The following is a 13,621-nucleotide window of genomic DNA, read 5'->3' as shown; positions in this document are numbered from 1 at the left end:
TTTTTAGTTTTAATTTCATTTGCATTTGCACAAGCACAAGATAAATTAAAAGATTCAGTAAAATTGGATGAAGTTATTATTAAAACTCAAAAAAAAGCTATAGAGCAAAAGCCAGATAGAACTATTTTTAATATTGCCGATCAACCCAATTTAAATGCTGGAACTTTAATGGAAACTATGAAGCAACTTCCGGGTTTAATATCATCAGATGTTGCTGGAATGATGTATCAAGGAAAATTATTGGAAGTTTTTTTAGATGGTAGACCATTAAATATTAATAATAACGAACTCAATTCTTTTCTTGAAGGAATGCCAGCCAATTCTGTAGATAGGATAGAAGTAATTACGCAACCTGGAGCAGAATTTCCTGCAACTGCTGGTGGCGCAATTTTAAATATTATTACCAATAAAAATGCTAAAAAGTATTTGAGTGCAACGTACACAACAAGTAATGCATTCAACTCTTATGATAAAATTCGTTTTAGAACTTACAACAGTCTTTTATTAAATGCGAGAAATAAATATTTTGGTTGGCAATTAAATATTGGTCAAAATTATAGAGAAAACGCACTTTGGAACGAATTTTCAAGAACTGATACAGGCGTTTTTTTATCAAATACTAAAACCGATAGAATAAATCGTTCTCAGTTTTTAAAAGCAGGATTAACATTTGATATTAAAAAGGATAGATTATTATTAAATTATGATGTTTTTACAAGTAATGGCGACAGCGAAATAGATGGATTTGGTGAAGGATTTACAACATCTGATAGAACTAAAAATCGTTCTACAAGGCAAGAAGCAACTGCCACTTATCAAAAAAGATTTAATGATAAGGATAAAAAATTAGATGTTGTTTTAAATTTTAATACTAATAAAAACGACTTTAATTTATTTGCAAAACTGCAAAATAATACCACTTTAAATAATCTTTCTAATCAAGATTTTTATAGTGCTAAAGTTGATTATTCTCAAAATTTTAAAATTTTAAAAGATGGAGGAAAAGTAAGTTTTGGTGCTTTGTATGACAAACTTATTTTTGATGCTAAAAGTTTTGGAAACTTAAATCTTCAATACGATAGAATCACTACTACTGGATATTTAGAATTTCAAGCAAAATATAATCAATTTGATTTTATATTAGGTTCAAGAGCAGAGAATTATGAAATAGGAGGAAAAACAAATGTTTCAGATTTAATTCCGTTTAATCAATTTCGATTTTTTCCTAATGCGACTGTACAATATAACGTTAGCAATCAAATTTTCTTGAATATGAATTACAATAAGAAAATAACATTGCCTTCTACATCTGCATTGAATCCAAATAATACAACGTATCAAAATCAAAATGTAAATACCATTGGAAATCCAAATTTACAACCCACAATTTTTGATAATTTTGAAGTAAAAATTAGTGCTTTTGATTATGCATATCTTGGTTATAATTTAAGTTCTGCAAAAAATCAAGTCATTCAAGAGTTGAGTGTGAATGCCAATCAGATTCAAAATACAAATTTGAATTTATCAGAAATTAAAATTCACAATTTTAATATTGCAATTCCGTTGCCTTATATGTTGTTTACCAAAGGATTAAAAGAAACTATGAAGTTTGATTTTAATCCAGATAAAATTAATTTTTTATACCTTTATACAGGTTATCAATACCATCAAATTCCTAATTTAGATACCAAAGGATTTTGGAGTATTAATTTAATGTCTCAAATTTTGTTACCAAAAGACATTAAGTTTGTAACCGAATTTGGAATAAATACTGCTGGTGGAAATTACTTTTATTTTGTTGCCGATAAACCTTTTGGAAACTACTTAGATTTTACTTTTAGTAAAAAATTCTTGAAAGATCAATTAACAGTTACACTTTATGCAGATGATGTTTTAAATATGAATAGAAGTTCGTTTCGTCCGGTAAATGCGCCTTTACTTGCTTATAATAAAAATGATACTCGAAAATTTGGGTTTACTTTAAATTATAAATTACCGACCAAAAATAAATTGGCTAAGGAAGATCCTAATTTGTTAAACAATGAAAAAAAAGAATCAGAAACTACTATTGGTAATTAAAAAAACCTGTAAATTATAAAACTTACAGGTTAAAAATAAATTTAAGATTTATTATAAAATATAATCAGTATTGATAAAATTAGATTCTTTATTATTTAAAAGTGCTTGTAAAATTTCATTATTATATTCATTGTCTTTAGAAGCAACAAATGTTCTTATAGAAAAAGAACGTAAGGCATCAAAAATACTCAATGTTCCCACAGCCGAATCTTTTCTACCAGTAAATGGATAAATATCTGGACCACGTTGGCACGAACTATTCAAGTTTACTCTAGTTACTAAATTTACAAGTGTATCAATTAAAGGAGCAATAGTTTTTATGTTTTTACCAAATAAACTCACTTGCTGACCATAATTAGACTCTGCCATATCATCAAGTGGTTCTTGAATATTTTTAAAAGTTAGTATCGGAACAACTGGACCAAATTGTTCTTCATAATACACTTTCATTTTTTTATTTATTGGATATAAAACCGCAGGATAAATATAATTTGCTACTCGTTCACCACCTTTTTTATTCAATACTTTTGCTCCATTTGCAATAGCATCGTCAATTAAACCTTGTAAATATTCTGGTTTGTCTTTTTCTGGTAATGGTGTTAAAAATACATTTTCATCCCAAGGATTTCCATAGTTTAATGCATCTACTTTAGCACAAAATCGTTTATTAAATTCATCAGCAATACTTTCGTGAACATATAAAATTTTAAGTGCTGTACAACGTTGACCATTGAATGACAAACTCCCAGAAATACATTCTTGGATAGCTAAATCTAAATCGGCATCTTCTAGAATTATGGCAGGATTTTTAGCTTCAAGTCCTAATATTAATCGCAATCTGTTTTTATTTGGACTTTGATCTTGCAACGCCACAGCAGCTTTACTGTTTCCAATTAATGCTAAAATTGATATTTTACCCGATTTCATAATTGGTGTTGCAACCTCACGACCACGACCGTAAACAATGTTAATTACACCTTTAGGAAAACTTTTTTGAAAAGCATCTAATAAAGGAGAAAGTAATAATACACCTAATTTTGCAGGTTTAAAAACTACCGTATTTCCCATGATTATTGCAGGAATAAGTAGTGTAAAAGTTTCGTTTAACGGATAATTATATGGTCCAAGACACAAAACTACACCAACTGGACCACGACGAACCATTGCATTAATGCCTTGATTCTTTGTAAACTTGGCCGAGTTTCTATCAATTATTTTATATTCTTCAATGGTTTCGTTAATATAATCTACAGTTCTGTCAAACTCTTTTTGAGAATCTGCCAATGATTTTCCAATTTCCCACATTAATAGTTTTACTACTTCATCACGAGTTTTTTTCATCTCGATAACAAAATTTTGCATGCATTTTATTCTATCAATAACTTTCATTGTTGGCCACGAACCTTGACCATTATTGTAAGCTAAAACTGATGATTCTAGTGCTTCAAGTGCTTCTTTTTCACCCATTACTGGAGTTGAACCTAATAATGTTGGTTCGTAATTTTCTGTAGATGAAATGGTGGAATAAATAGATGTAGTTTCTCCAACCCATTTTTTTAATTCACCATTTATTAAATAGGTTTCTTGGTTGAGTGGAGTTTTTATTTTAAATTTTTCAGGAATTGGTTGCATTATGTAATTTTAAAAATTATTGATTTTTAGTTAACTAAACTTTGAATGTAAGCAAGAAATCTAGAAATTATTCCAGGTTTTTCAGATCTTTCATTATCTAGTTTCTTTGCGCTTTCAAATGCTTTAAATGTTGAAATAAAAAATGTTATAAAACATAGTATAACAACAATATTTAATATTATTATGTCAATATTTTTCATATTATTTTTTCAATTTAAGGTTAAAGAAAATAAGTAATCCTACAATCGTTGGTGGCCATAATCCAATGAAGATTGCACGTTTCCAATCATTCATTACAACAAAATAATATTCTGAAATAAATATTAATACAATTACAACTATTAATGTAAATAATTCTGATTTTTTAAATTTGTCAAACATTTTAAATTTATTTAATTTATTAATTTTTTATAAAAGTAATACAAAAATTGTTTTGTTTAACATTTTGTTAATAACATTAAACAAAAAAAACCTGCAAGTATAAAATTGCAGGTTTGTTATAAACGTATTTTAAAAATTTATGATTTCAGACTTCCATCTTCCATCTACAAACTTCCATCTTATTTTATCAACTCAAAACTTCTCTTTACAAAGGCAGTTAAATCTTCTCCTTTTAATAATCCTTGAGAAATTTTAGCCAAATCTAAAGCTTGTTTCACCAAATGTTCTTGGGTAGATTTATCAGTTGTGTTTAAAATGGTTGTAGCTAATTCTGAATTAGAATTTACAACTAAATTGTACATTTCTGGCATATTTCCCATTCCAAACATTCCGCCACCACCAGATTGACTCATTTCTTTCATTCTTCGCATAAATTCTGGTTGCGTAATTATAAATGGCGATGCGTTACTGTCCATTGCTTCCAATTGCACATTATAAGTTGGTTTTGGAACCAATGTTTCTAAAACTGTTTTCAATTTTTCTGTTTCATCATCAGATAATTTAGAAATTTGAACTTCGTCTTTTTCTATTAATTTTTCTATAGAATCTCCATCAACTCTCACAAAAGTTAGGTTTTCATTATCGCCTTCTAATTTTTGAATTAAGTGCGAAATAATTGGAGAATCTAATAATAATACTTGGTAACCCTTGTCTTTTGCAGCAGCAATATAACTGTGTTGCGCATCTTTATTAGAAGCATAAAGAACAACAAGTTTACCGTTTTTATCGGTTTGATTGTCTTTAATTGCTTCTTTTAGTTCGTTAAGAATATAATATTTATTGTCTACAGTTGGATACAAAATAAACGAACCAGCTTTTTCATAAAACTTTGGTTCAGATAGCATTCCGTATTCTAAGACAATTTTAATATCGTTCCATTTCTTTTCGAAATCTTCTCTGTTTTCTGTAAATAATGCTTTTAATTTATCGGCAACTTTACGAGTAATATAGTTTGAAATTTTCTTAACATTACTATCTGCTTGCAAACCAGAACGAGAAACGTTTAACGGAATATCTGGTGAGTCAATTACACCTTTTAGCATTCCAAGAAATTCTGGAACAATTCCCTCCACATTATCTGTTACAAATACTTGATTTTGATACATTTGTATCTTATCTTTTTGCATTTGCATATCGTTAGACATTTTCGGAAAATATAAAATTCCAGTCAAGTTAAACGGATAATCAACATTTAAATGAATGTTAAATAAAGGTTCTTCAAATTGCATTGGATACAACTCGTGATAGAAAGTTTTGTAATCTTCATCAGTCAAATCTGCCGGTTGTTTTGTCCAAGCCGGATTTGGATTATTGATTATATTATCAACTTCAATTTCTTCTGCAACGTAATCATCTGCTGCATCTTCTGGTTTTGGAAGTGATTGTTTTTTAGTACCAAATTTTATTGCAATAGGCATAAACTTGTTGTACTTATTTAGCAATTCTTTAATTTTATATTCTTCTAAGAAATCTAAAGAATCTTCGGCAATGTGAAGAATAATTTCTGTTCCACGAGTTGTTTTATCGCTTGGAATTAAAGTAAATTCTGGACTACCATCGCAAGTCCAATGTGCTGCAGGTTCGTCTTTGTATGATTTTGTAATTAATTCAACTTTTTCTGCTACCATAAAAGCAGAGTAAAATCCTAGTCCAAAATGACCAATAATTCCTGAATCTTTAGCAGAATCTTTATATTTTTCTAGAAATTCTTCTGCTCCAGAAAAAGCAACTTGATTGATGTATTTTTCAACTTCGTCACTCGTCATTCCTAAACCTTGATCAATAATGTGAAGTTTTTTTCCTTCTTTATCAATTTTAACTTCAATAATTGGGTTGCCATATTCTACTTTAGCTTCGCCAATACTAGTTAAATGTTTTAACTTTAAAGTTGCATCTGTTGCATTAGAAACCAATTCACGAAGAAAAATTTCGTGATCATTGTAAAGAAATTTTTTAATTAGTGGGAAAATGTTTTCTACAGAAACATTAATTTTTCCTGATGCCATATTTTTGATGTTTATATTAGTATTTTAATTAACTTTAACTATTCAAATAGAATACCAAATTAAAATTTCTGACAAATTGACGTAGTGGGATTTCTACAAAATTATATTTGAATTGTATAAATGTTAAATTATTTTAATCTTATATATTTGTATCATTCAAATTATATTTAAAAATCAGTAAAAACACCTAGAAATAATAATTGATTGCAGTATACTTTTGACAAATAATAACTTAAAATTTAAAACAATGAAAAAAACCTTTTTACTACTACTTATGGCAACTTTGGTATTTGGATGCAAATCTAAATCGGCCACAAACACTAAACTTAACAACAAAGCAGAAGTTCTTGTTAAAGGAAATTGGAACATCTCATCAGTAACCTATCCAGGTTCAGATTATATTAAAGTAACTTCGTTTGATGTTGCCGATTCTAAATGTTTTGTTGGAAGTCAATGGAAATTTATTTCTAATAATAACAAAGGCGATATGGCATTAAATAATGCGGCTTGCACAGGATTTAGTTCTCCAATTACTTGGTTTATTAACAAAGAAGGACAATTTGTAATGAAAATTATAAACGAGACTAAATCTAAAAAAGTATTAGATGGTTACGTTTTAAAAGTGGCGAATATGACAGAAACTTCTTTTCAATTAATAGACAATATTAATGTAGGAGGAAAAAATGTTGATGTAGTTTACCAATTTGCAAGAAATTAATTTAAAAAATAAATAAGATGAAAAAATACATAGTATATAGTTTAGTTACAGTTTTAAGTTTTACAACAATTTTAAGCAGTTGTAAAGCAGTAAAAAATTCAAATAATACCCAAAGAGGAGTTGGAATTGGCGCTGTTGCTGGTGGAGTTCTTGGAGCAGTTCTTGGAAACAATCTAGGAAAAGGTGGAAATGGAGCACTTGGAGCAGTTCTTGGTGGTGTAGTTGGTGGAGTTGCTGGTGGTTTAATTGGTAAAAAAATGGACAAACAAGCTAGAGAAATTCAAACTGCTTTGCCTGGTGCACAAGTAGAAAGAGTAGGTGAAGGAATACGTTTAGTTCTTGGAGAAAATTCTGTTCGTTTTGATACTAATAAATCTACTTTAACTGCTGCTGCAAAAGCTAATTTAGACAAAATTATTCCAGTTTTAAAAAGTTATGAAGATACTAATTTAGTAATTTATGGATATACTGATAGTACAGGAAAAGTAGAATACAATCAAACATTATCAGAAAATAGAGCTGCATCTGTAAAATCTTATTTGGCTTCTAAAGGTTTAAGTACTGCTAGAATTACAACTACTGGTTTAGGTATTGCAGATCCAATTGCAAGTAATGAAACTGCAGATGGAAAAGCTAAAAATAGAAGAGTTGAATTTGCAATTACAGCCAACGAAAAAATGGTTGAAGATGCTAAAAAAGAATCTGGAAATTAATACAATTTTTAATTTATATAAAAAAACGACTTCAATTTGGAGTCGTTTTTTTTTGATTTCAAAATTATTGAACGAACATTAACAAAACTTTTTGTTTAATATGTTTTGCAATACGTTAAACAACACTTAACTTTACAACATAAATTTTATAGTATGGAAACAGTAAAAAAAACAACTGCTAAAAAGAAATTGATTGACGATAATTTTATCATTTCTAAATATATGGAAACGGTTCTAGAAAATAGTATGGAACCTAAAAACGTATATTTATTTTGCAAAGAACACAAAATTATAGAATCAGAATTTTACACTTTTTATGGATCTTTAGATGCAGTTAAGCAAGATGTTTGGACTAAATTTTTCGAAAATGCATCTGCTACAATTGAAAAGGATGAAGCATTTGAAAATTATTCAGATAAAAATAAATTATTAACATTGTATTTTACATTGTTTGAAATTTTAACATTAAATAGAAGTTATGTACTTTTTACATTGAAAGAAAATGAAAAAGGAATTCATAATTTAAAAACGCTTAAACATTTTAGAAAGTATTTTAAAGAATTTGTAGAAAATATTATTGAAAGTGAAACTGAAAATAAAAGCGAAAGAGTTTCAAGAATAACCAAACCGGTTTTTGCAGAAGGTGCATGGCTTCAATTTTTATTTTTATTGAAATATTGGATGGAAGACAGTTCCAAATCATTTGAAAAAACCGATGTTTTAATAGAGAAATCAGTTAATACTGTTGTTGATTTATTAGATACAAAACCATTAGAAAGCTTGTTCGATTTAGGAAAATTCCTTTTTAAAGAAAGTAGAAATTAATGAAAACGATTGATAGAATTCCAACAAATAAGATAGACAGAGCAAGTCAATTAGTTAAAACTGGATTTAAAGTAGGAGGAAATTATATTGCTTATTATGGCGAAAAAATTGTAAATCCTAAATTAAATAAAGACAAACTAAACGAGAATAATGCTGAGGATATTTATGATGGACTCAAAAATTTAAAAGGAAGTGCGTTGAAAGTGGCTCAAATGTTGAGTATGGACAAAAGCATTATGCCACAACAATATGTAGATAAATTTTCGTTGTCGCAATTTTCAGTTCCGCCATTATCTGCGCCATTAGTTAGAAAAACTTTTAAAAAATATTTTGGAAAATTTCCAGAAGAATTATACGACACGTTTTCGCCAGATGCTATGAATGCTGCCAGTATTGGTCAAGTACACAAAGCAACCAAAGATGGGAAAAATCTTGCTGTGAAAATCCAATATCCAGGTGTAGCCGAAAGTATAAGTTCTGATTTAACTATGGTTAAGCCATTTGCAACAAGAATGTTTAACCTTAGAGGAAAAGATTCTGAAAAATATTTTAGAGAAGTAGAGGATAAACTTTTAGAAGAAACTGATTATAAATTAGAATTAAAACAAAGTGTTTCAATATCTAAAAAATGTTCTGAAATTTCAAATTTACGTTTCCCAGAATATTATCCAGAGTTGTCATCTGATAAAATATTGACAATGCAATGGATTGATGGTGTTCACTTATCAGAATTTACAAAAGTGAATGAAGATAGAGCGAAAGGTGACAAAATTGGTCAGGCAATGTGGGATTTTTATATGTTTCAAATGCATGGTTTAAAAGAAGTTCATGCTGATCCTCATCCTGGAAATTTCTTAATAGATAAAGATGATAATTTAATTGCCATTGATTTTGGTTGTATTAAAAAAGTACCAGATGAATTTTATGTTCCTTATTTTGAATTGGCATCAGTAGAAGTTATCGATAATCCAATAAAATTTAATGAAAAATTGTACGAGTTAGAAATTTTAAGAAAAGACGATTCGCCTGAAGAAGTGAAGTATTTTACTAAAATGTTTCATAATTTGTTAAGCTTATTTACCAAGCCATTTCATGGTGATTTCTTTGATTTTTCTGATGAAGAGTTTTTTGGAAATATTGCTAAAATGGGAGAAGAATTAACAAAAGATACACAATTAAGAAAAATGAATGGAAACAGAGGTTCTAAACATTTTCTTTACATAAACAGAACGTTTTTTGGATTATATAATTTATTACATGATTTAAAAGCTAGAGTAGATACAAAATCTTTTGAAAAATATATAAAATAATAAAGGTTGTTTTATTGGTTAGGTTGATAAGAGCAATTTTCGGTTTTTGAAAATTGCTCTTTTCTTTTTTAGTTTAGTTTGAAGGTGTTGCTTGTATTCTAGTTTCAGCTTTTTTGGCTTCTTCTTGTAATTGAAAATAATCTATAAAACCTTTTGGCATTGGGGTTGGTTTGTAGTTTTTCTTTTGCTCTTCTTGAAAGCGAACATTTTCATTGTAATTTATTGGTGGTGGAGTTGCATATTGATTGTATTGTCTAGTGTCTCCTTCACCCCAAAGTGGATCATTACCAAAACGATGGTCTTGAAAATGTAAACGTTTAGCCATTATTCTAAATGAAAAAGTGATGTTTGATGTTCCTCCATTTTTTTCTTTTACTATAAAACCTTTATTGTCTGCATCTTTTATAACTATTAATCCATTGCTTTCACCTTCTTCTTGAAGGAATACTCTCATCGGATGGGTTGCATCAACAAAAATAGTTTCTAAAAATATTGGATCCAATTGAATATGAATACTTCCGTTTACTAATTGTCCTCCTCCAACATCTTCAAACCAAACTTCGGGTAATTCAGTAACATACAATAATTGATTTCCTTTACTTGTGCCTACACTTGCAGTTTTTGTTCCGTTAGTAATTACATGATTTCCGTTAAAATATCCGCTATAATTTGCATTGTTTGCTCTCCATCCTACAACTGCAATATCATTATTTCCAGTTATTAGTCCACCTCCAAATCCTAAACCATAAACACCAATACCAAAAGCAGATCCATTGTACAAACCTAAAACACCCATGTGTTGATTTCCAGAACTGGCTTGATTGTTACCTAAAACTGCGGTTCCGCCTGTTGCTATATTTGTAGTTGGTATTGAACCAGTTACTCCTGCTCTTATATTTGAAATATTAGTTCCACCATATGAACCAAAAACGCCAGAACCCAATCCGCTACCATAATATTCACCTTGAACAGAAGAAAAATTTGTAGTTCCAGCTTGTACAGATCCATAAACACCACCACCATCATTTGAGGTATAACCATTTATTGCCCAAGGAAAAGTTGCATTACCAACTGCATTCATTAAATCTCCTGCTAAAGCAGTATTTAAAGTTCCCACAAAAAATTCACCAAGACTACTAAATCTTCCTCTATAAACACCACCAGTTCTAAAATCTAAATTTTGTGCATCGGTAGTTCCAATAAAATTTGTTCCAGCTGTTGTAATAGTTCCACCTGTTGTTCCTGCATTTCCTAAAGTACTCCAAGCAAAATCGCTATTATTTGCCCAAGTTACATTTCCAGTTCCATCAGTTCTTAGTATTTGTCCAACAGTTCCTCTAGAAGGAGGAAAAATATAAGTATTGGCAGTTGTTGTTCCAATACCAACATTTCCTAGAAAATATCCAGCAAAATTTGTTGCTCCAGGTTTTAATACTGATGAATAAACTCCATAGTGTGTTCCGCCAGATAAACTTCCAATTGAATTATAATTTGCATATTTAGTTCCTGTTCCAGTTCCGTCAGTCTGATTCCAAGTTCCATATTGAGTTCCATTTCCAATGCTATTTATTATATTTCTTGTTGCCCAATAATTACCACTACCAGAACTATATATTTCTGAGTTAACACCATAATTATCTCCAGTTCCACTAGATGTAATTGTATTTGTCACACCAACTGTTAAACCATTTCCAGAGCCACCAATTGTATTGAAAATTCCGAAATGATTACCATTGCTGTTATTTGCAATATAATTATCAAATCCAACTAATGCTCCTGAAGTAGAACCTGTTATTTGACTGTGAATACCAATATTATTAGCCGTACCAGATGTATTAAGATAATTTTGAGTTCCATATTTAATACCAGTTCCTGTACCTGTTAAGAAGTTTTTTAATCCAACATGAATGCCGTTTCCTGTATTTAAAATCTCGTTTATTGTACCATTTTTAACACCGTTACTCGTACCACTAATTTGGTTGTGAACACCAGTGTGTATAGTGTTACTATTATTTGTTATATTAATTAAGTTAAAAGCACCATATTGTGCGCCCATTCCACTTCCAGTTAATTCTGTATAACTACCATAATGATTTCCATTTCCTGTATTTGGAATTGTGGTATAAGTACCAAATTGATTTCCAGTTCCAGTTCCAGATAACGTATTATAATTAGCATAATGAACTCCTGTTCCAGTTCCAGTTAAACTATTTTTTAAGCCAAAACTATCGTCATTAGTAGAACCTCCAACAGTATTTGAAATCCCAGTTTTATCAATAGTATTAGTGGTAGCATTATTAAAATCATTATTTACACCAATGTCAAAACTAGTATTATTTACTTCCAAAGGAAAATTAGCTGTATTTTTACCAATAGCTAAATTTCCAGTATGAAACATATCGTCTGTAATAGCATTTGGAGCTAAAGTCGTTCCTTCTTCATACCAATCGTGATCACCATTGGCGGTTGATGAAATTCCTATCCAAGTTAAGGTTGGAAAATCCCAATAATAAAATCCTTTTTGAAATGTTGGAGATAAATTAGTTGTTAAATAAACTAACATTCCTTGTTGTGCAATTGTGGGAACTGCTATTAAATTATCAACTTTCGGAATTAAAATTCCATCATCAATTGCTGGCGAAGCTTGGTTGGAAGATCGAATATCTAACTGAGCATCAGGAACAATAGTTCCCACACCAACCTGTGCAAAACTGATTTTAAAACATAAAATCAATACAATAATAAGGTAACTTTTCATTTTCATAATCTTCCACTTTGGTTATTAATACTCTATTAAAATTAATGAAAATATATTAATTACGCACTAATTGTCGTTATAAGATAATGTTTTATCGATTAAATGCACAATATTATAATAATATGCCATTTTTAAATCTTAAATATATTTTAAATTTTAAGTTTCTTATTTTTACAGAATGCTAAAAGTATCCAATTTAGAGTTTTCCTATTTAAAAAAATTAACCCTTTTCAACACTAATTTCAATTTAGAAAAAGGTAAAAATTTGGTATTGATTGGAGAAAGTGGTTGCGGAAAAAGTACTTTATTAAAATTAATTTATGGTTTGTTTGATTTAGATAAAGGAACTATATTTTGGAATGATATTGAAGTTCTTGGACCAAAATACAATTTAATTCCAGGAATGAATTTTATGAAATATTTGGCGCAAGATTTTGATTTAATGCCTTTTATAACCGTTGCAGAGAATGTTGGAAAACACTTATCTAATGTTGATTTAGAGAAAAAACAACAACGAATTTTAGAGTTGCTTGATGTTGTAGAAATGACAGAATATGCATCTGTAAAAGCTAAATATTTAAGTGGCGGACAAATGCAACGAGTAGCAATTGCAAGGGTTTTAGCTTTAGAACCAGAATTGTTATTACTAGATGAACCTTTTAGTCATATAGATAATTTTAGAAAAAATTCGCTTAGAAGAAAATTATTTGAATACTTCAAGTTAAAAAATATTACAACCATAATTGCAACTCACGATAGTACCGATGTTTTATCGTTTTCTGATGAAGTTTTGATATTAAAAGCTGGAAAAATTATTGAAAAAGGAATTCCAAAAGATATTTATAATTCTCCAAAATCAGTATATATTGCTTCTCTTTTTGGCGATGTAAATCAAATTTCTTCTCACTTTTTTAACGAGAAAAATGATGATAGTATTTTATTATATCCGCATCAATTAGAAGTTGTTAAACATTCTAAACTTAAAGTTCTCGTAAAGAAAACTTATTTTAGAGGAAGTCATTATTTAATAGAATGCAACTATGAAAATGGAACTTTATTTTTTGAAAACAAAACTAATATTGATTTAGAAACTGTGGTTTTTTTAAATAAAAAAGACCTTTGATTTTTCACTTCAAAGG

Annotated in this window: 10 protein-coding genes; 6 read left to right on the top strand and 4 right to left on the bottom strand. The window is 29.1% G+C overall.

Annotation, left to right across the window (positions count from 1 at the left end; translation table 11 throughout):
* The coding region (locus ACH2BC_RS07065; protein WP_395053289.1) for a TonB-dependent receptor domain-containing protein at window positions 1–2,079 on the top strand (2,079 nt) is incomplete at its 5' end.
* A 51-nt stretch (window positions 2,080–2,130) separates the two neighbouring features.
* Here ACH2BC_RS07065 and ACH2BC_RS07060 read toward each other — a convergent pair.
* The 3 genes from ACH2BC_RS07060 to htpG all read right to left on the bottom strand — a co-directional run bounded on the left by ACH2BC_RS07060 (window position 2,131) and on the right by htpG (window position 6,158).
* On the bottom strand, window positions 2,131–3,711 hold the full coding sequence (locus ACH2BC_RS07060) for an NADP-dependent glyceraldehyde-3-phosphate dehydrogenase (RefSeq protein WP_395053288.1): 1,581 nt from the start codon (window positions 3,709–3,711) through the stop codon (window positions 2,131–2,133).
* A 26-nt stretch (window positions 3,712–3,737) separates the two neighbouring features.
* On the bottom strand, window positions 3,738–3,911 hold the full coding sequence (locus ACH2BC_RS07055) for a hypothetical protein (RefSeq protein WP_395053287.1): 174 nt from the start codon (window positions 3,909–3,911) through the stop codon (window positions 3,738–3,740).
* 360 nt (window positions 3,912–4,271) lie between these two features.
* A complete protein-coding gene (htpG, locus tag ACH2BC_RS07050) occupies window positions 4,272–6,158 on the bottom strand; it encodes a molecular chaperone HtpG (protein WP_395053286.1) in 1,887 nt (628 codons plus the stop codon).
* 247 nt (window positions 6,159–6,405) lie between these two features.
* Here htpG and ACH2BC_RS07045 point away from each other — a divergent pair, with 247 nt between their 5' ends.
* The 4 genes from ACH2BC_RS07045 (at window position 6,406) to ACH2BC_RS07030 (ending at window position 9,724) form a co-directional block, all read left to right on the top strand.
* Window positions 6,406–6,876, top strand: a complete 471-nt coding sequence (locus tag ACH2BC_RS07045) for a hypothetical protein (protein WP_395053285.1) — start codon at window positions 6,406–6,408, stop codon at window positions 6,874–6,876.
* Between the two features lie 17 nt (window positions 6,877–6,893).
* Window positions 6,894–7,589 carry an OmpA family protein gene (locus tag ACH2BC_RS07040; protein WP_395053284.1) on the top strand — a complete coding sequence of 232 codons (696 nt, stop codon included), beginning with the start codon at window positions 6,894–6,896 and terminating at the stop codon, window positions 7,587–7,589.
* A 153-nt stretch (window positions 7,590–7,742) separates the two neighbouring features.
* Window positions 7,743–8,414: a TetR family transcriptional regulator C-terminal domain-containing protein gene (locus tag ACH2BC_RS07035; protein ID WP_395053283.1), complete on the top strand. Its 672-nt coding sequence runs from the start codon at window positions 7,743–7,745 to the stop codon at window positions 8,412–8,414.
* Window positions 8,414–9,724 carry an ABC1 kinase family protein gene (locus ACH2BC_RS07030; protein WP_395053282.1) on the top strand — a complete coding sequence of 437 codons (1,311 nt, stop codon included), beginning with the start codon at window positions 8,414–8,416 and terminating at the stop codon, window positions 9,722–9,724. Before ACH2BC_RS07035 ends, ACH2BC_RS07030 begins: the two co-directional genes overlap by 1 nt.
* 73 nt (window positions 9,725–9,797) lie before the next feature.
* Here the strand turns inward: ACH2BC_RS07030 and ACH2BC_RS07025 are convergent, their stop codons facing one another.
* Window positions 9,798–12,482, bottom strand: coding sequence for a beta strand repeat-containing protein (locus tag ACH2BC_RS07025; RefSeq protein ID WP_395053281.1), 2,685 nt, complete (start codon window positions 12,480–12,482; stop codon window positions 9,798–9,800).
* Window positions 12,483–12,660: 178 nt separating this feature from the next.
* Between ACH2BC_RS07025 and ACH2BC_RS07020 the strand changes: the two genes are divergently transcribed.
* A complete protein-coding gene (locus ACH2BC_RS07020; protein ID WP_395053280.1) occupies window positions 12,661–13,605 on the top strand; it encodes an ABC transporter ATP-binding protein in 945 nt (314 codons plus the stop codon).
* Window positions 13,606–13,621: the final 16 nt, after the last annotated feature.

The sequence above is a fragment of the Flavobacterium sp. genome (assembly GCF_043760115.1).
In the GTDB taxonomy this organism is placed as follows: domain Bacteria; phylum Bacteroidota; class Bacteroidia; order Flavobacteriales; family Flavobacteriaceae; genus Flavobacterium.
Note: the sequence above shows the minus strand (reverse complement) of the source record. Positions and strands in the feature narration are given on the sequence as shown.

Excerpts from the sequence above, each read along its gene's own strand:
- ACH2BC_RS07060 (WP_395053288.1), bottom strand. The coding sequence starts at position 3,711 with ATGCAACCAATTCCTGAAAAATTTAAAATAAAAACTCCACTCAACCAA.
- ACH2BC_RS07055 (WP_395053287.1), bottom strand. The coding sequence starts at position 3,911 with ATGAAAAATATTGACATAATAATATTAAATATTGTTGTTATACTATGT.
- htpG (WP_395053286.1), bottom strand. The coding sequence starts at position 6,158 with ATGGCATCAGGAAAAATTAATGTTTCTGTAGAAAACATTTTCCCACTA.
- ACH2BC_RS07045 (WP_395053285.1), top strand. The coding sequence starts at position 6,406 with ATGAAAAAAACCTTTTTACTACTACTTATGGCAACTTTGGTATTTGGA.
- ACH2BC_RS07040 (WP_395053284.1), top strand. The coding sequence starts at position 6,894 with ATGAAAAAATACATAGTATATAGTTTAGTTACAGTTTTAAGTTTTACA.
- ACH2BC_RS07035 (WP_395053283.1), top strand. The coding sequence starts at position 7,743 with ATGGAAACAGTAAAAAAAACAACTGCTAAAAAGAAATTGATTGACGAT.
- ACH2BC_RS07030 (WP_395053282.1), top strand. The coding sequence starts at position 8,414 with ATGAAAACGATTGATAGAATTCCAACAAATAAGATAGACAGAGCAAGT.
- ACH2BC_RS07025 (WP_395053281.1), bottom strand. The coding sequence starts at position 12,482 with ATGAAAAGTTACCTTATTATTGTATTGATTTTATGTTTTAAAATCAGT.
- ACH2BC_RS07020 (WP_395053280.1), top strand. The coding sequence starts at position 12,661 with ATGCTAAAAGTATCCAATTTAGAGTTTTCCTATTTAAAAAAATTAACC.